The sequence below is a fragment of the Nonomuraea sp. NPDC049480 genome (assembly GCF_044465905.1).
In the GTDB taxonomy this organism is placed as follows: domain Bacteria; phylum Actinomycetota; class Actinomycetes; order Streptosporangiales; family Streptosporangiaceae; genus Nonomuraea.
Genome location: NZ_JBITMD010000014.1, coordinates 264,684 through 287,717, shown reverse-complemented (window position 1 = coordinate 287,717; position 23,034 = coordinate 264,684). Strand labels below are relative to the sequence as shown.

The 23,034-nt window shown below is 69.1% G+C and carries 18 protein-coding genes; 9 read left to right on the top strand and 9 right to left on the bottom strand.

Translation table 11 applies throughout. The annotated features are described in order from the left end of the window. Both ACIBX3_RS35375 and ACIBX3_RS35370 read right to left on the bottom strand, forming a co-directional pair. The coding region (locus tag ACIBX3_RS35375) for an MvdC/MvdD family ATP grasp protein (RefSeq protein ID WP_397124772.1) at nucleotides 1–401 on the bottom strand (401 nt) is incomplete at its 3' end. A gap of 56 nt (nucleotides 402–457) precedes the next feature. Then, nucleotides 458–619, bottom strand: a complete 162-nt coding sequence (locus ACIBX3_RS35370; protein WP_397124770.1) for a hypothetical protein — start codon at nucleotides 617–619, stop codon at nucleotides 458–460. Between the two features lie 988 nt (nucleotides 620–1,607). Between ACIBX3_RS35370 and ACIBX3_RS35365 the strand changes: the two genes are divergently transcribed. Next, nucleotides 1,608–2,219 (top strand): hypothetical protein, encoded by a 612-nt coding sequence (locus ACIBX3_RS35365; protein ID WP_397124768.1) that lies wholly within the window; start codon nucleotides 1,608–1,610, stop codon nucleotides 2,217–2,219. 529 nt (nucleotides 2,220–2,748) lie between these two features. Here the strand turns inward: ACIBX3_RS35365 and ACIBX3_RS35360 are convergent. Next, the gene (locus ACIBX3_RS35360) at nucleotides 2,749–4,032 is read right to left on the bottom strand and encodes an alpha/beta hydrolase family protein (RefSeq protein WP_397124766.1); all 1,284 of its coding nucleotides are present in this window, start codon (nucleotides 4,030–4,032) and stop codon (nucleotides 2,749–2,751) included. 255 nt (nucleotides 4,033–4,287) lie between these two features. Between ACIBX3_RS35360 and ACIBX3_RS35355 the strand changes: the two genes are divergently transcribed. Beyond that, nucleotides 4,288–4,617: an FHA domain-containing protein gene (locus tag ACIBX3_RS35355; protein ID WP_397124764.1), complete on the top strand. Its 330-nt coding sequence runs from the start codon at nucleotides 4,288–4,290 to the stop codon at nucleotides 4,615–4,617. 661 nt (nucleotides 4,618–5,278) lie between these two features. On the opposite strand, the gene ACIBX3_RS35350 is transcribed toward ACIBX3_RS35355, so the two are convergent. Further along, a complete protein-coding gene (locus ACIBX3_RS35350) occupies nucleotides 5,279–5,653 on the bottom strand; it encodes a hypothetical protein (RefSeq protein ID WP_397124762.1) in 375 nt (124 codons plus the stop codon). Nucleotides 5,654–5,673: 20 nt separating this feature from the next. Continuing rightward, complete coding sequence (locus ACIBX3_RS35345) at nucleotides 5,674–6,069, bottom strand: hypothetical protein (protein WP_397124760.1); 396 nt, start codon at nucleotides 6,067–6,069, stop codon at nucleotides 5,674–5,676. Between the two features lie 191 nt (nucleotides 6,070–6,260). Here ACIBX3_RS35345 and ACIBX3_RS35340 point away from each other — a divergent pair, with 191 nt between their 5' ends. From ACIBX3_RS35340 to ACIBX3_RS35330, 3 genes are all read left to right on the top strand, one after another. Beyond that, nucleotides 6,261–9,749: a helix-turn-helix domain-containing protein gene (locus ACIBX3_RS35340; RefSeq protein ID WP_397124758.1), complete on the top strand. Its 3,489-nt coding sequence runs from the start codon at nucleotides 6,261–6,263 to the stop codon at nucleotides 9,747–9,749. A 249-nt stretch (nucleotides 9,750–9,998) separates the two neighbouring features. Beyond that, nucleotides 9,999–11,192, top strand: coding sequence for a lipase family protein (locus ACIBX3_RS35335; RefSeq protein ID WP_397124756.1), 1,194 nt, complete (start codon nucleotides 9,999–10,001; stop codon nucleotides 11,190–11,192). A 104-nt stretch (nucleotides 11,193–11,296) separates the two neighbouring features. Beyond that, a complete protein-coding gene (locus ACIBX3_RS35330) occupies nucleotides 11,297–11,983 on the top strand; it encodes a DUF4097 family beta strand repeat-containing protein (RefSeq protein ID WP_397124754.1) in 687 nt (228 codons plus the stop codon). A 259-nt stretch (nucleotides 11,984–12,242) separates the two neighbouring features. Here the strand turns inward: ACIBX3_RS35330 and ACIBX3_RS35325 are convergent, their stop codons facing one another. Further along, a complete protein-coding gene (locus ACIBX3_RS35325; RefSeq protein WP_397124752.1) occupies nucleotides 12,243–16,205 on the bottom strand; it encodes a hypothetical protein in 3,963 nt (1,320 codons plus the stop codon). Between the two features lie 74 nt (nucleotides 16,206–16,279). On the opposite strand from ACIBX3_RS35325, the gene ACIBX3_RS35320 reads away from it, so the two are divergent. The 3 genes from ACIBX3_RS35320 (at nucleotide 16,280) to ACIBX3_RS35310 (ending at nucleotide 19,249) form a co-directional block, all read left to right on the top strand. Further along, nucleotides 16,280–17,632, top strand: a complete 1,353-nt coding sequence (locus ACIBX3_RS35320) for an esterase/lipase family protein (protein WP_397124750.1) — start codon at nucleotides 16,280–16,282, stop codon at nucleotides 17,630–17,632. A gap of 373 nt (nucleotides 17,633–18,005) precedes the next feature. Continuing rightward, entirely contained in the window at nucleotides 18,006–18,821 is an 816-nt protein-coding gene (locus ACIBX3_RS35315; RefSeq protein ID WP_397124748.1) for an oxidoreductase, read from the top strand. Nucleotides 18,822–18,868: 47 nt separating this feature from the next. Further along, nucleotides 18,869–19,249: a hypothetical protein gene (locus ACIBX3_RS35310; RefSeq protein WP_397124746.1), complete on the top strand. Its 381-nt coding sequence runs from the start codon at nucleotides 18,869–18,871 to the stop codon at nucleotides 19,247–19,249. A 34-nt stretch (nucleotides 19,250–19,283) separates the two neighbouring features. Here ACIBX3_RS35310 and ACIBX3_RS35305 read toward each other — a convergent pair whose 3' ends face one another. The 3 genes from ACIBX3_RS35305 to ACIBX3_RS35295 all read right to left on the bottom strand — a co-directional run bounded on the left by ACIBX3_RS35305 (nucleotide 19,284) and on the right by ACIBX3_RS35295 (nucleotide 22,076). Next, complete coding sequence (locus ACIBX3_RS35305) at nucleotides 19,284–20,012, bottom strand: alpha/beta hydrolase (protein ID WP_397124744.1); 729 nt, start codon at nucleotides 20,010–20,012, stop codon at nucleotides 19,284–19,286. 67 nt (nucleotides 20,013–20,079) lie between these two features. Continuing rightward, entirely contained in the window at nucleotides 20,080–21,249 is a 1,170-nt protein-coding gene (locus tag ACIBX3_RS35300; RefSeq protein ID WP_397124742.1) for a YbfB/YjiJ family MFS transporter, read from the bottom strand. Then, a complete protein-coding gene (locus ACIBX3_RS35295) occupies nucleotides 21,246–22,076 on the bottom strand; it encodes an alpha/beta hydrolase family protein (protein ID WP_397124740.1) in 831 nt (276 codons plus the stop codon). Before ACIBX3_RS35295 ends, ACIBX3_RS35300 begins: the two co-directional genes overlap by 4 nt. Nucleotides 22,077–22,155: 79 nt before the next feature. Between ACIBX3_RS35295 and ACIBX3_RS35290 the strand changes: the two genes are divergently transcribed. After that, nucleotides 22,156–22,755 carry a TetR/AcrR family transcriptional regulator gene (locus tag ACIBX3_RS35290; protein WP_397124738.1) on the top strand — a complete coding sequence of 200 codons (600 nt, stop codon included), beginning with the start codon at nucleotides 22,156–22,158 and terminating at the stop codon, nucleotides 22,753–22,755. Nucleotides 22,756–23,034: the final 279 nt, after the last annotated feature.

Genomic DNA, 23,034 nt, shown 5'->3' with positions numbered 1-23,034 from the left:
TCCACCGCTCGTCGCAGATGAAGCAGCTTGTCATCCACCCGGACCATGTCCTTGGGCCGGGCGGGCATCCAGCGGTCGGCCGGCATCAGGTCGTAAACGCCGTCGAGAACCCGCCGGGCCGCTTCCTGCGCATACACCCGGTGGGTCGGGTGGGTCACCGACGATGCCGAAGGCGGGCCAGGACGCCGATGCCAGACCGCGGTGATCTCGGCCAGGTCATAGCAGACGCCGCGATAGGTCAGAGTCTGATGGCAGTTCCCCTCGAGCAACTCCACGTTGATGAGGGTGTGCTCGGGGAAATCGGCCTCATCCCACCACAACACCGGCACACCCCGCGCCTTGAGCTTGGGCATGACCAAGCCGACCGAGTCATCCAGCGCGGCACTGATGATCAATAGCATGGCGGTTCCCTTCGAGAGGGGTACGGCCGGGCATCGGCCCGGCCGTACCCGGTGTCTCAGTTCAGCCGGAAACAGTCCGACGCCCCACCTGCCAGAGCGCTGCAGACCAAGGGGCCCCCCGGCCCCATCAGGCCGGCACCCGCGACCATGTCGAGCTGGTCGTCCGTAACCTCCACAGCCGCAGCCGGGAGGTCGATGATCTCAATGTTCTTGCGCACCGAAGTGCTCCTCTCTGATTCCTTGTCACCGAACTCTCCGGCGACAGGTCAACGTTCGCACCGGCATCTTGAAGACCTCCTGAAAGCACTTGAAGACCTCCTGTATGCACTTGTGAACGTCTTGAAGTGAATTGATCACCACATCACGCGCTCATCCACAGCCGCGCACCGCGGACCTTGCGGAGGAGAGGAAGAGTGCTCGACGCCCCTGGGAGCATCCGCGAGAAAGCCGTCCGTCCGCGGCACCGGGTGCCCGCGATACTCACGCTGGGACGACGTAGGTTTCCCCTGGCAGCCAGGAAGCGGAAACGGTACCTACTGTTGATCACGCCACCCGGCGAGCAAACACCAAGGCCACCGCCGGCTGTGCAGCAGCACTACTTCTGTGAAGACACCCGCACCTGAAGAGCGAGAACGCCTTTGCAAGACTCCCGCCACGAATGGGCGGCGCATGTTGAGGAACTGGCGGTGCGGATGCGCTGTGCGGAGGCGTGGACGGAGGAGGCGCGCACGCAACGCGGCTGAGCTGGTGGCCACGGCGCGGGCGGTGGCCGGGGGCGGAGGCGGTGGCCGGGAGCGGACGCCGCCGGGCGGGGAAGGCGTGAGGTTCCCGGCTCCATGCCGTACCCGGGGTTGACGTCGTGATCGGGCCAGGCCGCCGGCTTGTCAGAGCGGCGGCCGTGGCCGACCATCGTCGCGAGGGGCGACTACACGGGGGTGACGGTTCGTGCGTGGCGGATTACCCATCCTGATCGCCGTGCTAGCGGTGGTCACGGCCTTGTCGTCGTGCAGCGGCGAAACGCCTCGGAACACGCCGACGCGGGGAACGCCCGCACCTCCCACTCAGCAGAGCCCGCCGCCTCCTTCCCTCAGCCAGCCGCCCGCCTGGGCGCGGGGCCTCTGCCTCGACGTACGAATGCCCCAGCCAAATACCTTTGTCCCGGCCGCGGTCGAGTGCTCCGCGGCAGCCGCAGGGACACGGATCACCATGCTGGTGGCCCAGGGCGAAGGGGAGGTGAAGTGCCCGCGCGACTCCGACGGCTGGCTGGACACCCCGGCAGGCACCCAGACGGCCTGCCTGCGTAACCTCGCCGGCCCGCACCCGGGCGACGCCGGGAAGGGCGGCGGCGTCCTGCGCGTCGGCGACTGCACGCTCATCCAGGACGGCGACGTCGACGAACGGGCCTGCTACGACGCCCACGGCCCCGGCAAGATCCGCGCCTTCACCAAGACCAAGAAGGGGTGCGAGCGCAGGATCTGGTCATACGCTTTCAGGTGGAACGGCTCGTACGTCTGCGTCGGCCCCGGTGAGGACGCCACGGCCGTCGGCCCCAGGTACAAGCGCGGCACCTGCCTGATTGCTCCCAAGACCGAGAAGCGCAAGTCCATCTTCGGCGGGACCGAGACGAGAATCGTCGGCGGCCTGAAAGAGACGTCGTGTAAAGGCAAGAAGGCGTGGGGGAAGGTGGTCGGCCACGTGAGCATCCAGTTCGAGTGCAAGCGCCCGGCCGACTACTCGGTGACGACCCAAGGCAGCACGTACGGCCTCCCCCACGGCCCCGACCCGTACCCGGAGGTCACGTGCCTCCGGCGCCTATGAACCACCGTGAAAGTTTCTGCAGTCCGATCGCTTCCACCCGCGAGTCGATCCCGTATTCACTCAGCGCATATCTCAAGGTCACACAGCCGTCCACGCAATGCGCCGCCGCGGCGGTCCTGCCGACGCCGACGGCGCACGGTTCTGAGGGGGCCTCGGCCCTCGGGGAGTAATGGAACGATCAGTGGCGCCGGCGTGTACAGGAAACTGCACACTCGTTTGCGTCTGGCCGCGACTATGGGAGCGGCGCAGCTCAGCGGCGCTCGAAGGGATTGGATCCCCCACGGATCGTGGTGCGGCTCGCCACGCTCGCGCAGCTCGATCTGGTAGGCCCGCCAGATGTCGGCCTCCGTCAGCGGTGCCGGGGCGCGGTAGTGCAGTGCTCCGGACCGGGCACGTTCGCGGTAGACCGGATCGGGGAGCGCCGGTTGTCGAGGTCGTCGACGTTGAGCGCCAGGATCTCCGCCGCCCGGGCCGCAGGTTTCGCAGAGCATGCGCCACAGCACATGCGGGGAAAGTCCCCTTCAGCCCCCTAGTCGATGAAGTCGATGTTCGGGTGCCGCGGGGATTCGCCGTCGAACAGGTGCCGGTCCCGTCCGCGAAGGTGCAGATCGAAGAACGCGCCGATGTAGTCCCGTTGCGCGGCCAGCGAACGACGGGGATCGATGGTGCCGATGAGCGCCTCACGCTTCTCCAGCGCCACGCGCGCGCCGAGTTGCGGCACGATGATCTGCAGATCGCTGTAGGCCAGGTGCGTGCTGCCGCCGCGCAGGAGCAGATCCCGCTTCCAGCCTCGCTGGCTGGCCCAGAAGTCCGCCCAGCTGCGGTCGAATTCGGGATTCCGGTGGGTGTGTTCGAGCGGTTTCCCGTTCTCGTCGACGCCCTCGGCGCCCATCAGGAGGAACGGCCTGTCCAGGCCGCGTTCGGTGACTTCGCCCGGCACGTATGGACTTCCCGGGGGATAGCCGATCGCGGTCGCCATCGCGCCGTCCAGGTTGATCCCGGCGTCGACACGGCGGTCGTGGACCATCGTCTCGCCCGCGGTGAACCCGCCGTAGGAGTGCCCGTAGGCGCCGACCCGGGACAGGTCGAGCGACCGGCCGAGCCCGCGGGGGAGCGGCCGCTTCCCCGCGTCGGGGTTCTCGCCCCGGGTGATCTTCGTGAGCTGGTCGAGGACGAACCGGCTGTCGGCGACCCGGGCGTCGAGCGCCTTCTTCAATTCGGGGTCCTCACCCTCGGACACCGCGAGTTCGAGCCGCCCGCCAGGAAACTCGACCGCCGCGCTCTCGTAGGTGTGCGAGAGCGAGACGACCACGTAGCCGCGGCTCGCCAGGTCGTCGACGATCGCCGTGTACGTCTCGCGTGGGAAGCCGAAGCCTGGGGAGAAGAGCGCGACCGGCTTCGGCGCGCCGTGCGCCACGGGGACGCCGGTCTCGGCCCTTCGCTTCGCCGATGCCCAGTCGATGGAGCCGGCCGGGAGATCGAGGTAGTCCTCGCCCGCCAGCGCCTGGTCGATGACGGTGCTCATGCCGGGCGTGAGCCACGGTGCCCGCGGGCCCTTGGCGAACCGGTCCGCCGGGTAGGTGACGGTGACCATGAGTTCCCGGCGCCGTTCCGGTTTCCACGGATCGGGGCGGGACGGGTCGACGAGGTGGAGGTCGGTGGTGCCGACGTCGTACTGGCCGGTGAGGGTCGGCGCGGTGAGCTTGGCCTGCTCCGCCGCCACGGCGGGAGCGGTCGCGGTGAGCCCGCACGCGAGCGTGAGGCCCGCGATCAGCGCCGAACCCCGCACCACCCTGGTGTGTCTCGATAACACTGCTGGAGTCCTTCCGGATCGGGGCGGCCCAGCGGCCGCCTGCTTCCGACCCTGGCAGCGCCCCGGCACTACGCGCATCCCCCTTCGGAAGGAGCCGTGCTCCTACCCGTGAAGGGCCCTGTCAGGAGTTCTCCGGCCGCCCTGCGGGTCCCTGGGGATCGTCGTTCGCCTTGATCGCAACGCTGACGCACGTGCATGGTGTGCCAGGCGGAACTGGGGCGGTATCCGACCCACCACGTCGCCGCTCGTCCCAAGTTGGGCGACCTCGTGCTGGACGACGGCCGCGACTTCCCTCTCGACCGGAGTTACGTGTTCGGCGGCGAGGCGAGGGACTACGTCGACCCGCAGGACCTCACGGTCCAGGTGCTGGTGGACGGCGTCGACGAGCAGCATCTGGCGATCCAGGTGGACGGCTGGCATCTCTACGCCCACGACTTGGACTCGGCAAGCGGGACGGCGATCAGGTTCGCCGAAGGTGGGGAGTTCCAGAGCCTTCCGCCCGGCGCTACCGTGAGCATGCATCCCGGGATGTCGATCCGCCTGGGTAGTGAGGCGACGATGACCTATCGCGGACGCACGGCCTGACCGCCCGCCTGGCAGGTGACGCACCGGCGGCCCTGGAGAGGGTGTTCATCCTTTGTCCCAGTCTGATCGGTACAGGGATGAGGTGCTACCGGACCTGGACAGATGAGTGCCCCACATTCCACCTGCTCGAAGCCACCAGGCGCTGAGGCTCACAACGCGGTCGGCCGGAGCGTTCCCCACGGCTCTGTCCTTTGGCGCCGGTACGTCCCCGAGCTCACGCTCGCCGACGAGTGGGCCGCGGCCGAGATCACCATGATGAACCTGCTCAACCACATCAGCGGTGCGGGGTGGATATCCAGCCGCTTCTGCGCTTTCGCAGCCACGACCTCGGTGCCCGTCGTCTCTGCCGACTGGGCGTCGAGCCGGCAGGCGCGGCGAGTTCGCAGCAGATCGGTTGAGCGGGGACCGGCCAAGTCCTGATCCAACCGGTCGACTCGTGTTGCGGGAAGCGGATGTCGCGGTCGGGCGCCCTGTGGTGCGGGATGTCGCGGTGGCGAGCCCCGCGGCCACCGAAGGGAAGGTCCTGGCAATGGGCAGGCCAGGATGGACCTGCATTCACTCCCCGGAAGACGGCAGTGTGCCGGACGAATTCCGTCGTGACGAGGCGTCGCCGCCCCCGCGGGATGGGAGACGGCGACGCCGCTCGGTCAGCGGTGCCAGATCAGCACCGCTTCAGGCCGTACCGGCTGGGGTCGGCGTCGAAGCCGCTCGGGGTATGGACCGCAGAGGCGGCCGCGTACCCGAACTCGCCGAACCGGTCGCCGACGGTTCCGTACCAGGTGGTGTTGCCTCCCGTGTGCTGCTCGCCGGTCGCCCAGCAGCTGAACCAGCTCTCCGTGGTGTCGAGGAAGTCGACCGTGTCCACGGGCCGGGGCTTGTCGAACAGCGGGATGCCGCCGGGGTCGTTGGTGCAGTACAGCTTGTGGTCGTGGGGATCCACGCCGCAACCTGCCGCGGAGGCGCCGGTGGCGGAGGCGGGCCCGGGCAGCGCGAGGGCTAGGGCGAGGGGGAGGGCGATGGCGTGACGGATGTTCATCTTGGAGGTCTCCTCAGTGGTCAGATGAGGTCGTAGTCGGCCTTGGCACACTCGCGCAGGCCCGGCGCGGGGTCCTGGGCGGTGGCCAGGTGATTGGCGGCCAGGAAACCCCACCCTCGGTAGGGCGCCACGGCCTCGTCGCCCTTGGTCAGGTACCAGATGTTGTTGCCTCCGGCATGCGGATAGCCGTCCACCCAGCACTGGAACCAGCTGAAGTCGCTCTTCAGCACGCCGGTGTCGTCGGCGTTGGGTACGGCGTCGGCCGACAGGACGATGTCCGGCGTGTTGCGGCAGTAGAGCCTGCCGTCGTCGCGAACCCCGCACTCTTCGGCTATGGCCCGCGTGGCGGCGGGCAAGGCGGCCGACAGGGCCGCGGTCAGCAGCAGAGCGACGGCGGCATAGGTGCGGATCTTCATGGTGGACCTGCCTTTCGGTCTCGGTTGCGAGTTCGACAGGGCGATCGTCGCCACCGCGCCGAAGTGGCCGCCAGGGGTTTCCCGTCGCCTTCGGCCCGTGGGCAACAGGAGACAGCGGGCATATCCGGACGAATTAGACGACAATCCCGGTTCCGGCGCGTACCGAATCGACTACATTGTGTAATCAGAGCATGGTCGCATCGGACGGTGGTGAGGAGGCGGCCGGAGCCGCTCTGCGGCGGCTGCGGCAGGCGCGCGGGCTGTCGCTCGCCAGGTTGTCGGGGCTGACGCACTACAGCAAGGGGTACCTCAGCAAGGTCGAGACCGGTGAGAAGAGCCTCACGGACGGGGTCGCGCGGCAGTGCGACGAGGCGCTCGGGACTGGCGGCGAGCTGGCCGCGCTGGTCGCGCGAGCGGCACGGGCGTGCCCGTACCGGGGGCTTCGCGGTTACGATCAGGAGGACGCGCGCTGGTTCTTCGGCCGACGACGGGCGGTGGGCGCGCTGGCGGAGCTGCTGGCCCAGCGCGCTTGTGCCGGCAGGCCGGTGACCGTGGTGGCGGTCTCCGGCGCGGGCAAGTCGTCGCTGTTGCGGGCAGGGCTGCTCCCCGCCGTACGCCGGGGAGAGTTGCCGCTGCCCGGCTCGCGTTCCTGGCCCGCGGTCGTGCTCAGCCCGGGGCCGCGCCCGGCCGAGCGGCTGCTGGACCGGCTCGGCGCGAACGAGCTGCGGCAGTCACCCGCCCAGGGCCTGACCGGGCGGCGGTTGCTGCTCATCGTGGACCAGCTCGAAGAAATCTTCACCCTCTGCGGCGAAGAGGCCGAGCGGCGTGACTTCCTGGACTCGGTGCAGGCCCTGGCCGCGCAGGGCGCGGCGGTGGTCCTCGGGGTACGCGCCGACTTCTACGGCCGCTGTCTGGCCTACCCCGAGCTGGTGGACGCGCTGCGCACCGGCCAGTATCCTCTCGGCCCGATGTCCGTGGCCGAGCTGCGGGAGGCCATCACCGGCCCGGCTCGGGCGGCGGGCGTGGAGGTGGAACCGGGGCTGGTGGAGCTGCTGCTGCGCGACCTGGGCAGGCGTGGCGGTGAGGCGTACGAGCCCGGCGCGCTGCCGCTGCTGTCCCACGCCCTGATGGCCACCTGGCAGCAGCGCTCCGACGGGCCGCTCACGGTCGCCGGCTACGAGCGTACCGGCGGCATTCACGGCGCGGTCGCCGCCACCGCCGAACACGTGTACGGCCAGCTCACGCCCGCGCAGCAGAACATTGCCCGCCAGGTGCTGCCGCGCCTGATCCAGGTCGGTGACAGCGGGCAGGACACCCGCCGCCCGCTGCCGCTGGGCGAGGTGGACGAGAACGCCGAGACGGTGTTGGAGGCATTCACCCAGGCGCGCCTGCTGACCGCCGACACCGAGCACGTCGAGATCAGCCACGAGGCGCTCTTGGGTGCGTGGCCGCGGCTGCGGACATGGATCGACACCGGCCGGGCAGACCTGCGGGCGCGCCAGCGGCTGTCCGATGCCGCGGGTGTCTGGAACGCCGAAGGCCGGGATCCGTCGCTGCTGCTGCGCGGCTCCCGCCTGACCGCGGTCGGGGAATGGGCCGCAGAGCTCGCCCCGGTGGAACGCGCGTTTCTGGACGCGAGCCGGGAGCGCGACAATGCCGAACGCGCGGCGGTGCGCAGGCGGCACCGCAACACCCGCCGCCTGGCGGCCTGCCTCGGCATTCTCCTGGTGGTGGCCGTGGTGAGCGCCGCCACGGCCGTTCGCAAGGCTGGGGAGGCCGAGCGGGAGCTACGGCACTCCCTGGCCGCGCAGCTGTCGTCGGAGGCCGCGCGGCTCGCCGGATCCCGGCCGGAGGTGTCGGCGCTGCTGGCCGCTGCGGCCTACCGGCAGGCTCCGACGACCCGGACGCTCAGCGCCTTGATGAACGTCCAGGCACAGGGGTTCGCCCGGCGCCTGACGGGCCACGAAGGCCCGCTGCGGTCGGCGAGCTTCAGCGCGGATGGCCGGGTGCTGGCCACCACCGACTTCAGCGGAGAGGCGTTGGTGTGGGAGCACGCACGGCCGCGCCTGCTCGCGGACTTGCCTCATCCGCTCGTCTCGATCGCCGTCAGCCCCGATGGACGGCTCGCGGCGGCCGCCGGCGTTCAGCGCGACCTGTGGTTGTGGGAGGTCGGCACGGGCAAGTTGCTCGCCGAGCGCTCGCTACGCGGCGTGCCCGCCATGGGCGCGATGGCCTTCGGCCCGGACGCCGCCGTCCTGGCGGTCGGAAGCGCGGACGGGGTCGAGTCGTGGCAGGTCGCCGGCATGCGCCCGCTGCCGCCGCCGGAGACGCGCGGGGCGGTGGAGGGCGTCGCCTTCAGCCCGGACGGCGCCCTGCTGGCCGCCGCTCATCGCGATGGCACCGTCCGGTTGTGGAAGGGCGGGCGGGACCTGCGCGTGCTGCGACCGCCCAACGCCCCGCATGCTCTCCACGACGTGGCCTTCAGCCCGGACGGTAGGCTGCTGGCCGCGGCCGGCGACTACGGTGCCGTGCTGGTGTGGCGCACCTCTGACGGGAAGCCGTCCGGCGAGCTGCGCGGACACGAGGGCACGATCTGGGACGTGGCGTTCCGGGGCGACGGCCACGTGCTGGCCACCGCGGGAGAAGACCAGCAGGTCCTGCTGTGGGACGTCCGCTCCCGCCGCCCGCTCGCCACGCTGAACGGCCACGGCGGCGCGGTGCACACGGTCGAATTCCCCCGCCAGGGCACCGTCCTGGCCAGCGGCAGCAGTGACACGACCGCGGCCCTGTGGGACACCGGGGGCTGGCAGACCGACACCTGCGCGGGCGCCGACACCGAGGCCATGTCGTACGGCGCCGCCGGCCTGACCATGGCGTACGACGCGGGCGACGCCGTCGTCCGATACCGGCTCGCCGGCCGGTGCCGAGAGCTGCCGGTCGGCACAGAGCCGGTGCACGGCCTGGCCCGTGGCGGCCCGGACGATCACCTGCTCGCCGTGGGCGGCGCAGCCGGGCACGTACGGCTCCTGGACACGCGCGAACAGCCCGAGCACCACTACACCTTCGACGTCCCCGTGACCGCCGGTCAGCCGTTCGCCTTGGCCGTCAGCCGTGACGGCACCCTCCTGGCCACCGGCGGCAACACCAACCAGGTCCAGGTCTGGGACTTGACCGGCCACGCCGCCCGCAGCCGCGCCAAGGACGGCTGGGGCGCCCCCGGGACCGTCCGGGCGCTGGCCTTCGATCCCGGCGGCCGGACCCTGGCCGTGGGCGCCGACCGCGGCGTTGCGTTCCGCCGGCTCGGCCATCCTGAGATCAACGAGCCCTCCATTCCCACCACGTCCCGGGTGACCGCGCTCGCTTACAGCGCCGACCGGCAACGGCTTGCCATCGGCACCGAGGACGGCACGGTGATCCTCTGGGACCCGCGCCACCACCGCGAGATTCTCACGCTGACCACCCGCCAGGGCATCGTCCGCGGCCTGCACTTCGCGCCAGACCGGCGGCGCATCGCCATCACCGGCCTGCTCCGCACCACCCGGGAGTGGACTCTGGACGAGGAGGTCACACTCGGCCACGCCTGTGACATCGCCGACGTCCCCTCTACGCAGGAGTGGCGCAGGCTCCTGCCCGCCGTGGACCGGACAGCGGTCGCTCCCGCCCTGTGCCGCCGGCAGTGACCGCCGCGCGACGCGCCATGCGCAAGCGCCTCAGCTCTTGTCCGTGCCCAGGTCTCCAGGCGCGGCACGCCTTGTGCGGCCCGTCCGAGCGCCCATAGCAGCGTCAGCGGCTGATGCCGGCAGGTGCGGTCCAGGCGGGGCGAAGACGCCGTTCACGCTCCACGGCGGCGCAGGGGTAAGGCTGGCACCACCAAGAACCAGGGTGCCGCCAGCAATGCCGCTCTTTGCGGCTGTATCTAGGGTTTCGGCATGACCTTTTCTCGCGCCATAGTGACCGCCGGGCTCGCCCTGGGCTGCCTTGCCACCACGTTCCCCGCCGAAGCCTCAGGGGCACAAACCGTGGCACGCGGCGCCGTGGTCTCTTCGACTCTCGTGGAGAAGCTGGACAAGGGCCAGATCGCCGAGCGGCTCAAGGCGGCCGGCATCGATGCGACGCAGGTGAAGTACGGGGTCAGCGCCTATCGCGTGGTCTATCGCACCGTGGACGCCAAGGGCCGGTCCACCACCGCCAGCCAGTTGGTCGCCCTGCCTGACAACGGCCGGCGCGACCTGCGGGTCGTCTCCTGGTTGCACGGCACCACCGTCTACCGGGGTGATGTGGCCTCGGTGAACGAGAAATCCACCGACCGCGCCGCGGCGCTGCTGTTCGCGGGGGCCGGGCATGCGGTATCCGCCCCTGACTATCTCGGCCTGGGCACAGGGCCCGGCCACCACACCTACGGAGACCCACGGACCACGGTCTCCGCCCCGGTGGACGCCCTGCGCGCGACCCGCGCCTTCACCAGGGGCCACGAGCGCCGGCTCGACTCGCGCGTGCTGGTCAGCGGCTTCTCACAGGGCGGTCCCGCGACCATGATGGTGGGGCGCTTCCTGCAGCAGGGCCAGGACCCGTACTTCCGGCTGGGCGGCCTGGCTCCGATCGCCGGTCCGTTCGACCTGAGTTCTTTCGAGGCCGCCGCGGCGGACGACAAGATTCGGATGGCCTCGCTCTACCTGGCCTACTTCGTGATCTCGGCGGACCGCTATACCGACGTCTACCGCACGCCGAGCGAGGCCTTCCGTGCCCCGTACGACGAGCAGGTGGAGAAGCTCTTCGACGGAAACCACCAGGCCGCGGAGATCGCCCAGGCGTTGCCGCCCACGTCCGAGAAGTTGTTCACCGCGCAGTTCCTGGACAGGGTGCGCAAGCCGACCGGCAAACTGAAAGAACTGCTGACCGCGCTCGACTCCACCTGCAACTGGAAGCCGGCCGTTCCGGTCCGCCTGCATCACGCCAAGGGCGACACCGACGTCGCCTACGACAACGCGCTGTACTGCCAGCGTCAACTGCGTTCCCACGGCGCCACGCAGACCCTCACCGACGCGGGCAGCGTGGATCACAACCAGACCGTCCGTAAGGCGCTGCCGCTGGTGGTCGCCGGCTTCACGGGCAACCGGGCTTGATCCGTCCGGTCTCAGCGATGTCCTCAGGAACAACTCCAGGGATCAATCAAGGCCGGTACATCCGGATGACTTGGGATTGCACCATGAAAATGAAGGCAAAAGCGATGATCGCGTGCTCTATCGGGCTCGTGGCGGTATTGACCGGCTGCGGTACCAGCGACCCGCTGGATGAGGACACCGTGTCGTACAACGTCACCGACAAGGTAACGGCATTGCACGTCGAAGCCGACAACGCCGGGACCGTCGAAGTGGTCGAGTCCCATCGTCGGGGCATCCACGTGACGGAGCGGCTCAGCTGGCTCAAGGACAAGCCGAAGACCAGCCACAAGGTGCAAGGCGACACGCTGGAGCTGACGTTCGCCTGTCCCACCACCTGGGGGTGGGGCGCCTTGGGCGCGTCTTGCGACGTGCACTACCAGATCGAGGTGCCCAAAGGACTCCGCATCAAGGTGAGCTCCGACTCGGGGAACCTGACGCTGAAGAACCTGTCGGGCGAGTTGGAAGCCACCACCGACTCCGGGGCAATCGAGGCCACCGAGCTGACAGGCGGAAAGGTCGCCACGAAGACCGGGTCGGGTGATATGAACCTGGCCTTCGCCGGGCCGCCCGACCAGGTCACCACCACCACGGATTCGGGCAAGACCGTGATCCAGGTGCCTCAGGGGTCGTACAACATCGTGGCCAAGACGGACTCCGGCCACAAGAACATCAAGGCCGCGCGCCTCCCCTCGGCCCAGCGCACGATCGCGCTGTCCAGCGACTCCGGGGACCTGGAGGTCAGGACACCCTGACGGGCGCCTCTTATCGACAGCCGCCATTCGTTGGCTGAGCTGGGTGTATGCGGTGGCCAGGCGGGCGCGGCGATGGAACCAGCGGGCGCGTGCTTGATGGCGGCGTCGCCAGGCTGACCAGTGAGCAAGTGTTCCAGGGTCGATGTGTGGCCAGTGACGGCGTTGAACAGGCGCTTGACCTCTGCGATCGTCAGCGGGATCAGGCCAGGGGCGGCGGGCGGTGCTTCGTCGGGACGGGTGGGGCGCGTGGCCCGGGTGTTCAGGCGAGGCTGAAGGCGCTCACACCTGTGCTGGTACCTACCGCAAGAGTGGACCCGTGGATATCCACACTGGTGATCACACATGGCATCGGTAGTTGCGTGATCATGCTCCCGCTCAGCTCCCACACGCGCAGGTTCGTGTCGCTGCCGCCGGTGACGACGACGGGCGTGCCGTCGCCCATGTGACCGAACGCCACGCCCCAGACAGGGCCTTCGTGTCCAGTGAAGGTGTGGCGGAGGGAGCCGGTCGTGGCATCCCACACACGAGCGGTGCCGTCCCGGCTCGCGCTCGCGATCAGCACTGTTCCGTCCGCGGCCCTCCAGGTCGTCACCGCTTCTATCCATCCGCTGTGACCAGTCAGGGTGGCGCGATGCCTACCCGTCACGGCGTCCCAAACACGAACCGTCCGGTCGCGGCTCGCACTGACGAGGATGGCCGTGCCGTCGGCCAGTGTGGCCGCGGCGACCTCGTTCACCTCGTCCTGGTGTCCTACGAGGGTGGCCCGAGGCGCGCCGCTCGACGCGTCCCAGGTGCGGACCGTGCGGTCGGCGCCCGCGCCGGCCACGATGGTGCCGCCGTCGGGCAGGGCTGCGACAGTCACCCCCCAGATTCTGCCCTCATGTCCGGTCAGAACAGTTCGCGGCCGGCCGGTGTCCGTGTCCCAAAGACGCACGGTCCCGTCCTCGCCACCGCCGGCGACGACCGCGGTGCCGTCCGGCAGGGCTCCCTGGGCCACCCCCCAGACCTTGCCCTCATGACCAGTCAGAACGGAGACCAGTCGGCCGGTGTCCGTGTCCCGGAGGCATACGGTTCCGTCGTCGCCACCGCTGGCGACAACCTTGGGGCCCGCCGCCACCACCAGGGGATTGTGACGCGGCGCCGACGTCTCCGCGGTCCTCATCGAGGCGTCCCAGACGCGTACCGTCCGGTCGTCGCCGCCGCTGACGATCATGGTGCCGCCATAAGGAGACCTGCCCGCCGCGACGGAGCGTACGGCATGGTCGTGGCCCGTGAGGGTGGCGCGCAGGGCCCTGGTCTCGACGTCCCATATCCGCACCGTTCCGTTCTTGCCCGCCGCGACGACAATGAGAGCGCCGTCCGCCAAGGTGGCCGAGATCGCCGTGGTCAGGCCCGCGCCCTCGGGAATCGTGTAGGCGGTCGCGCCGTGGACTGTCGAGACCTCGAAGTCGCCTTCGGCAGTTGTCTCGTAGCCGGCGGCGTAAGGCTGCGGCATCTCGCGGACGGTGCCGCCGGCGACGTTCCAGGCCTGTCCCCATCGGCTGCCTGAGCAGATGACCTCGTTGTCCCTGATCTCGATGTGCCGGATGGACCGCGTGAACGTCATCGTCAGGCCGAGCGGAACGCCCGTCGTCGCCTCCCACAGCCGTACGTGAGTGTGGTCGCTGGACGCGATGAAGGGTGTGCCGTCGTCCAAAGTGCCGACCGCGACCGCCGTGACCTTGTGGTCGTGGGCGGCCAGCGTAGTACGGGGGATGCCGGTTGCCGCGTCCCAGACGCGCACCGCTCCGCCCTTGTCTCCGCTCACGATGATGGTGTCGCCACCGGGCAACTCACCGACCCCGACCGCGGTCACCGGCGCGTCGTGGCCGGTCAACGTCCGGTGGAAGGGGGTGGGCGCCACTCGCGTCCACCGAGGCGACAGCGGAGCTCCCACCGGCGGTGGGAAGATGTCCGGCACCAGGTCGGGCTCATGCTCCAGGGCTGTCAGGTGAAGTACGGCCGCACGTTGCGCGGGATCCTGCAGCCGGTGCGCCGCCCGCCAGAACACGCGGGTCTGCGGGTAGGAGGCAGGATCGACCTTGCCGAGCACCTCCAGCAACCGCAGCGGGTCCGCATGTGCGAGGTAACCGGGCTCGCTGGTCAGGCCTCCGAGCCGGCCCGCCGCCGCGGCATGCGAGGACAGGTGACGCAAGAGGTACGGGTTGGCGGAGGCCCAGTGGCGTAGCCGGGGGTCTGCCGGCAGCGTGCCGCGAAGCGCCTGGGTGATGGCCCGCTGGATGCCGACGGCGCTCTCGTCCCGTTCCCGGAAGTAGTCGGCGAAAGCCTGGTGGTACAGCCGGAAGACGGCCTGTCCGTCCTCGCTCGACTGGCTGACGTGATGTCCGGCCGCGTCGAGCAGCCAGTCCACGTCCGTCACGTCGTAGGTCGCCCCGGTCGGTGACATCGCGCCGGCCATCACCGTCCAGACCGGATGGCGTGGCAGGCCCGCACCCTCGGCCCAGGCCAGGGGCGCGAGCAGTTCCCGTACCCGTATCTCCTGGTCACCGAACCGGGCCAGGTCCGCTTCGAAGACGTCTCGTACCGCCCCGCTGAGCAGGCGTGCGGCACCTTCGCCGGCGAGCCGCAGCGGCCGCTCCATGCGGAGCAGCACCCCTGTCACGATCCGCGCGAACAGGAAGATCTTGCCGCTGGCCGCGGCGACAGCCGTCGCAACCACCCGCGCTCCTTCCGCATCGCCCCTGTAGGGAGAGGTGGGAGCGCCCATGAGCCGCCGGGTCACGTAGGTGTGAATGTCCTGCTTCACGTCTGGGTCCTCGTCCAGGACCCAGACGTGGCGGCTGACGGGGGCCAGCAGGTCGATGAGAGGACGCCGACCGTCGGTCGTTCCGGCCGTGCGGGTACGGGTGCCGACCAGCACCCGCAGGTTCGGCACCTGCGCCAAAGGCAGGATGAGGTCGCTGGCGATGGCGAGCACCGCATCGGGGCGGGCCTCGTCGAGTGCGTCGATGACGATCCGCAGGGGGCGGTTCAGGCTTCGGATCGCCTGGATGAGTTCGTGGCTGGTCTGCCGGCCGCCTTGCGGCGTGGAGAGGGCGAGTCCGGCTGCGAGGAGTTCACGGCATTCGGCGAGGGACTTGTTCTTCGCGTGCAGCGCGACGTCGATCAGCCCTTCGACGGGCACGGTGCCGGGCTCAGCGCCGTCCAGCGCGCCCTCCTCCTCCGCGAGGCGGCGATAGTTGGGGTCGGAGAGCGTGGCGATCCGGCCGAGGACGGCGGACTTGCCCGTCCCGGGAGAGCCGGTGAGCACACTCAGGCCGCTCGGCCGGTCCTGGCCGAGCCAGGACACTACCTCACGGAGCAGCTGCGTCCTGCCGATGAAGTACCAGCCGGTCTCATCGACTTCGATGCTTCGCGCGGCCCTGCTGAAATGGTCGCGCAGCCCGCCGGTGAGGATGCGTCTCTGGCGGTCTTGCTGGGTGGGGGCGTCCGCGGGTGGCAGCCCCGGGATCGCCTTCGGGTTGGGGAACAGGCGCTGCGGGTACCCGTACGCGCGGTAAGCCGGGAGCGGCGGCTGCAGGTGGAGCTCCTCGATCGCCTGGAGCACTTCGTGCGCGTAGACCTGGATGTTGCCCGCGTCCCAGGATCGTCCCGTGCCGCCTTCCTTGAGCACTCGTACGAACCGCTCCGCGAAACGGCCGTCCTGAATGCGCTCGGAAGGTCCGCAGGCCGCGATGACCTCGACGGCGGCGCGTACTTCTGGGGGGTGCTGCTCAAACGTGTCTTCGAGTTTGCGGGCTAGTTCGGCGGACGTGGCTCCGGCGTAACAGGCGTCCACGACGACCAAGGCGTGCGCGAAGCGCCACTGCGCCATGAACGACGCGAGCATCGACGCGGTCATGGCGTTCAACTGGGTGAAGTTCTTCGCGGGCGAGTCCTGGGCCAGCAGGTAGTCGCCGGCGGCTTCGCGTGCCCCGTGCCCGGCCCAGTACAGGATCAGTGACCGTCCGCGTCCGGGAGCCGACCCGGACAGGGTTTCACCGACCTCGTGAAAGGTGCCGCCATGCAAGAGTTCGGGGAGCTCGTGGGTGAAGCCGCATGCGGTGAAGGCGTCCCGCAACTCGGGCACGGCCGTTTTCACGAACTCGAGATCCTCATGATGGTCGTACACCGACATGCCCACGATGACGAACGTCGCCTCGCCCGCGGGAACCTCCGCCATACCGGCTCCGTTGATCAGAATCCGAGCTCCGTCGCTTTTTCCACTGACATGATGTCCTACGGAGGACGAGCCATATGTCTGATCGTGTCGACGACTTGGTGGTCGTGCTGCCAGGCATCCTCGGCAGCGTGCTGGAACACAACGGAACCGCCGTGTGGGACCACTCTTTGGCAGCCATGCGCCGTGTGCTTCCACCGCGCCGCCTCGCCGCCGCACTTCAGATCGATGAGCCGCTGCAACCCGCCCGGCTGATCAACGGTGTCCACCTCATGCCCGGTCTGTGGAAGATCGACGGGTACGGCAGCCTGCTGCGTTATCTGCGTGGTTCACTGGACTTCAGCCGGGGCAACCTTGTCGAGTTCCCGTACGACTGGCGGCTGTCATGCGCAGACAATGCCGTTCGGCTGGACGAAACGGTCGAACGGGAGCTCACACGGTGGCGGGAGACCGTCCCCGAGGCCCGGGTCAGCTACCTCTGCCACTCCATGGGCGGCCTCATCGCCCGATACTCGCTGGAAGTGCTGGGCGGCAGGAGCACGGCCCGGCGACTGGTCACCATCGGGACGCCGCACCAAGGGGCCGCCAAGGCCGCCGTCGCACTCAGCCTGGGTTTGGCACCTCAGGCCAGGGCCCGGCTGGGGCGGTTCGGCGAGTTCCTCGACCGGCTCGGCGAGGTGATGAGCGAGTTTCCCTCGGTGCACGAGCTCTTGCCGACCTACCGATGCGTTGACACTGGTGACGGGCTTCATACGCTGTCGGACGTGGGACTGCCTGGAATCGGCGCACACGCCGTACGCCACGGAGTCGCCTTTCACCGGAAGATCTCCGAGTCGATCCAACGCAATGGTCTCCGGCCCTATACGACACATCTGTTCGGCGGCCACCTGCACAAGACCGTGCTGAGCGTACGACACGACGCCGCCGGGGTCGCCCCTTTGACGACGTGGAACGGTGAGTCCCCGCGAGGCGACGGCACGGTGCCGCGTTTCGCCGCAGTACCGCCGGAGGAGGCCGACGACCTCGCCGTGCGGTACTCCGGCGATCGGCATGCCGTCCTGGCCAGTGCTGCTCCCACCCACCATGCCTTGCACGCGATTCTCACTGCTCGTCCTGTTCGTGCGTATCAAGCACCCGAACACGTGCTCGCGCTGGACCTGCCGGATCTGATCACTATGGGCGAGGAAGCCGAGATCGAGGTGGAAGCCGAAGATGATCGCCTTGTCTTGGGCGTGTTCGGCGTTCACGACGAGTCGGATGAGAGCTGGCACGGTCCCAGACTTCGTCCTCTCGGGGACGGACGCTACCGGGCCAGCGCCATCCTGCCTCGTACCGGCGTATGGCGCGTGACGGTCAAGAGTTTGACCCGGGTGCCGGTCGAACCCGTCAGCGATGTGGTTGTGGTTGTTGACCCTGCGGCTGAATGGTGAGGACTGCCTGTCGGCAACAGTCAAGACCACGCCGGTTGCAAGCCGTCGCTGGAGGACCGCCGCGCAGTCATCAAACCACCGGTCCGTCGTCCACAGTGACAGCCGGGACTGCGCCACCAGCTGTACCCGGTGGCGCCCCCTGGGCAACCCGTTGTGATCCCGAACCGTTCGCTTGCCGTCTCGGGTGATGCGAGGACCGGCCGTCTCGGTCAACTGCTCGTCGTCCGCTCGTGGTCTATCCCGTACCACATCACACGTTTCCCGGATTTTTCTCGGATCGCCGGACGTGACCACTTGCCAATCGACCGGCGACCATCATATGGTCGTACGAACGTAAGGTATACGATCGTAATTTAAACCAAGGGAATTCGTGATGGCGACAACTCGCCCGGTGGCGCTCGTGACAGGCGCCTCATCGGGGATCGGCAAGGAGACGGCCCGCGCCTTCGTCGCGGCGGGTTTCGAGGTGATCGGAACCGGCCGCAAGACCTCCGGACTCACCCCGCCCGCCGGTGTGACGTACCTCGATCTCGACGTGGCCAGTGACGACTCGGCCACCGCCGCGGTCGGAGAGGTGATCGACCGGTTCGGACGCATCGACGTCCTGGTCAACAACGCAGGCATCGGTTCGGCGGGCGCCGTCGAGGAGAACTCCGTCACCCAGGCCCAGAGCGTCCTGAACATCAACGTCCTCGGTGTCATCCGTATGACGAAGGCCGTCCTACCGCATATGCGCGCCCAGGGTGGCGGACGCGTCATCAACGTCTCCTCCGTCCTGGGCCTGGTCCCCCAGCCCTACATGGCCATCTACGTCGCGTCGAAGCACGCCATCGAGGGCTACTCCGAGTCCCTGGACCACGAAGTCCGCGAACACGGCATCCGCGTCCTCCTCGTCCAGCCCGCCTACACCAAAACCAGCTTCGACACCAACGCCGTCCAGCCCGACACCCCCCTGCCCCTCTACACCGAACGACGCCGCATCTTCGACGAAGTCATCGAAGCCGCCATGAAAAACGGCGACGACCCCGCCGTCGTCGCCAAAGTCATCCTCACCGCAGCCACCCACAGCAGACCCAAACTCCGCTACCCCGCCGGCCCCCTCGCCATCCGCATGAGGACACTGCGCCGCCTCGCCCCCGCTGCCACCTTCGACAAAGGCATCCGCAAATTCAACCGCATGCCCACCTGACATCCCGGTCCGGCGTCAAGGGCGTCGATTCCACCCGGATGTCTCCCATGTGCAGCAACTTCAACAAGGGAACACTGCTGCGGGTACCGGTCACCCCCGCCGGCGCCGCCGGTCCTCTCCGCCTTGTCGCGGGCGGCCTGCCCAACATCGACGATTTCAGCTTCCTGACCCCCTGGTCCGATGTGGTGTTCGTGGCGCAGAACGGCTCCTCCTCGCAGAACGGTCCGGACAGGATCGTGGTGGTCTACCCGAACGGCCCTTACAAGGCCGTTCTGACCAGCTCGGACGGTCTCGCCTCGCCCTCTGCGACCGCGGTTCGCGGCGACCGGTTGTACATCACCGACGGCGGGGTCGCCGAGCCCCACGACGCGAAACTGCAGACCGGGAGGATCAACATCGCTGCTCTTCTTGCCAACGCGGCACAGTGACCTGGCCAGGGCGGTATCCGGGCGCAAGTCCCGGCTACCGATGGAGGAACGCATGGTGCGGTTCGGGTCGAACAGGGTTCCTGATCGGGTGATCATATTCTGCGGCGTCAAAAAGGATCTTCAGCAGGTCCTGCGATGCATCCCGCATGAGGTTGTGCCCGCTGTCCAGCGCGTGCGTCGCCCACGAGGAGTCCTCGCGTAGCCGCTGGTATACAGGGGTGAAGGGGGACTCGCCGTCCCACGCCGCCGCGTATACGTAGACCAGGCGCCGGATCTGTGCGAGATTGCCGGTGAGCCGGAGCGGCTGGAGCAGCGAGGCGAGCGGGTGGGGCGTGGCCCGGGCGTCGAAGAACGGCAGTGGTCGCACCGCGTACCCGCTCTCCACCACGTCCGCGTACCACTGCCGTTCTCGATCAGAGACCAGGCTCCAGCAGGAGTCACCGTTCTCCGGCACCATGGCGTCCAGGTACACCATGGCGGTCACGCGGTCGGGCATGCGGTCGGCGACCCCCGTGATCACCATTCCCCCGTAGCTGTGGCCGACCAGCACGGCGTCGTGGATGTTCTCGGCTTCCAGGACATCGGTCACGTCCTGGATGTGCGTGTCGAGGTTCACGGTGCCCTGCAGCAGGTGGGCGCGTTCGCTGAGCCCGGTCAGCGTCAGCGGGTAGGCGCGGTGTCCGTGGTCGCGGAGCGGTTGGATGAGTCCGTCGAAACACCAGCCGCCGTGGCACATGCCGGGGATGAGGACGTAGGTGGCCATAGCCGTGCTCCTTATCGTTTGTTGGACATTGGTCTCTTGGTGCGGGCGGGGTAAGCGGGCGCCCGGGTCAAGCGTTCGCCTCGATGACACTCGACTGAGACGCTGCGAAGAGGCTCGAGCGGCCCGCGATCGCGGCGATCAGAGCCGCCGCGGCGCACAGGACCGCGGTCCACGCCAGGGTCGCGTTGGTCGAGGTGTGATCGGCGAGGAGCCCGGCGAGCCAGGGGCCGGCCGTCTGGCCGGCCGCGAACAGCGTGGTGAAGACCGCCAGCGTGGCCGTCCAGTCGGCGGGTAGGGTGTTCGCCTTGATGAGCGTGGTGACGGCGGCGGGGACGCCCATGAACGTCGCTCCGTAGACGACCGCGGAGGCGAGGACGACCGGTGGTGCAGGCGCGGCCAGGGCCAGCGCCGCGCCGATGGCCAACAGGCCGAGCAGGGTGGTCAGGGCCCGGGTACCCGGCCAGCGTGCGGTTGGACGGCTCCACAGCGCTGGTGCCGCCACGACGGCCAGTCCCAGAGCTGTCCAGGTCAGCACCACCTGCCCGAGCGGGGCGTGCCGATCGGCGAGGTAGGCGGACAGGAACGTGATGTAGGTGATGTAGCCGGCGGCGAACAGCAGGTAGGCCAGGGCGATCCCCCAAAGCGGGCGCACATACGCCCGGCCGGCGCCGGCGGCCGTCGCTTCCTCACTGGTATGGGCGACGCGCCAGCTGATCAGCGTTGCCAGAGCGGCGGCGACGCTCAGGCCTAACCAGGCGGGGCGCCAGTGGTCGGCCAGCAGCGGGATGGTGACGCCGCTGAAGACGATGCCCAGGCCGGTGCCCGCGAAATAGATGGTGATGGGCGAGTCGGAGGCTGCGCGCATGGCTATGCGCGATGCGATCACACCACCGGTGATGAACACGGCGGCTCCCGCCACCCCGGCCGCGGCTCGCGCGGCCAGCAGCGCCAGAGAGTGGTCGCTGGCGGCGGTGGCGGCCAGCGACACCGCCGTGAGGATCATGCCCCAACGGAAGGTGGCGGCGGCGCCCATCCGGCGGACGGCGACGGCGGTCAGCAGCGCGCCGAACAGGTAGCCGAGCCCGTTGGCGGCGCTCATCGTCCCGGCTTCGGACAAGGTCCAGTGCAGATCGTCACGCATGGCCGGAAGGAGCAGCCCGTAGGCGAAGCGGGCCAGCCCGAGCGCCGAAGCGGTGCCGAGAGCCAACCGCAGCGCCTGCCACTGTGCCTGCCTCATGGGCACCGTGCCAGGAAGCTCAAGATCGTACGTGCCAGGGTCACGCGATGGTCCGACAACGCGTGGTCGGTCGCGAAGAGATGATGTTCGAGGTATCCGACGGGCTGTGCCTGGTACGCCGTGACGACCGGTTCGTGATGCACGTCGTACGGGGTGACGGTGTCGAGGCCCGTGCCGATCAGGAGCACCGAGCGCTCCGCCAGCAGCGGCGCGAGCCCGGCCAGCCGCCACGAGTCGCCGGCCGCCTCCATCTCGCTGACCAGCGCCTCCCCACTGGTGCACCGGAGGGGACCCAGTTCTCTGGTCAACGCCTCGACATAGCTCGCTCGGACACTCGGGTTGGCACGGCAGAGCGCCGCTACCGTACCGAAGTCGAACCCAGCCACCGAGGCGACCGCGGCGACGGACGGTTCGGTCGCCGCGGTCATCAACGCGGCGAAGCCGCCCATGCTATGGCCGATCAGCACCAACCGCCGCGGATCAAGCCGGTGGGCGGCTGCAAGCTCCTCATCGCGCAGGCCGGCTACGACTGCTGCCGCGTCCTCCAGCACGTGGGCCCACGACCACGAGCCGCCGACGCCCCACGAACCGCGATAGTGGAACACCAAGGACGCGTAGCCCGCACGGCGCAGCACCTGCGCGAGATCGAAATTGCGTTCGTTGCCGGGGAATCCGTGCAGCAGCACGACGACGGGGTGCGGCCCTCGGCCTGCCGGCACGTGCAACACACCGAGCAAGGACGCGCCCCCACTGTCGAACGTCAGCGCCGGCGTGGTGGCCGGAAAGTCAGGGTCGCGCGGAGGGTCGGCGGCAAGTGGGTCGAACATGGAAGAACTCCCGAGATCGAACCGATCGGTATGCTCCGACACGTTAGCATCAGATCGAACCGAGCGGTACCATCTATGCATGCCAGTCGCCAAAGGCTCGACGATCGACCCCGCACGCACCCGCGCCACCATCGTCGAAGCAGCCACCGCGGTGCTGTACGAGCGCGGGCTCGACGGCATCGGTGTCGCCGAGCTGTGCACCCGCATCGGCGTGTCGAAGGAGACGCTCTACCGGCACTTCGGCACCAAGGAGGGCCTGGTCGAGGTCATGCTCCGGCAGCGCAGCGAGCGGGTCACGCAATGGCTGACCGCGGCCGTCGAAGCCGCCGGCGACGACCCCCGAGACCAGCTCGCCGCCGTGTTCGACGCCCTCCAGCTGTGGTACGACGACCCGGTCTTCCGCGGGTGCGCGATGCTGAACGCGGCCGCTCAGCACCACGTCGAGCCCGTACGCACCATCACCGCGCGCCATCTTGACGGCTACCTCGAGCTGCTGACCGGCATCGCCGAGGGCGCCGGAGCCGCCGATCCACCAGTTCTGGGGCGGCAGCTGTTGATGCTGGTCGAGGGCGCGACCGTCGTCGCCGCGCACCACGACAGCGTCGGCGCGGGTGAGCATGCCCGTCAAGCCGCACTGATCTTGCTGTCCGCCGCCTCCGCAGCCAGCCCTTGTGGCTAGGAGCCTCTTGTGATGGCCTGCCTGCCACGCTGGCGACAGCCAGTCGCCCCTGCCGTCGACCGCGCATGACTCTTAGCTGCCGGCGAGTTTCGTGAGCGGAGCGGGAACACTCCGAACGGGGCGATGTCCCCCTGGCCCCAGGTCGCCGCGTCCTGCCGGGTCCCCGAGCGGCGATCATCGAGATACCCGGCGACACCCCGCCCCTGAACATCGTCGATGAAAACGGCATCATAGTGACTCATACCAAGGCCGAGGGAGCGATCCCCGGACGCCTCCGCC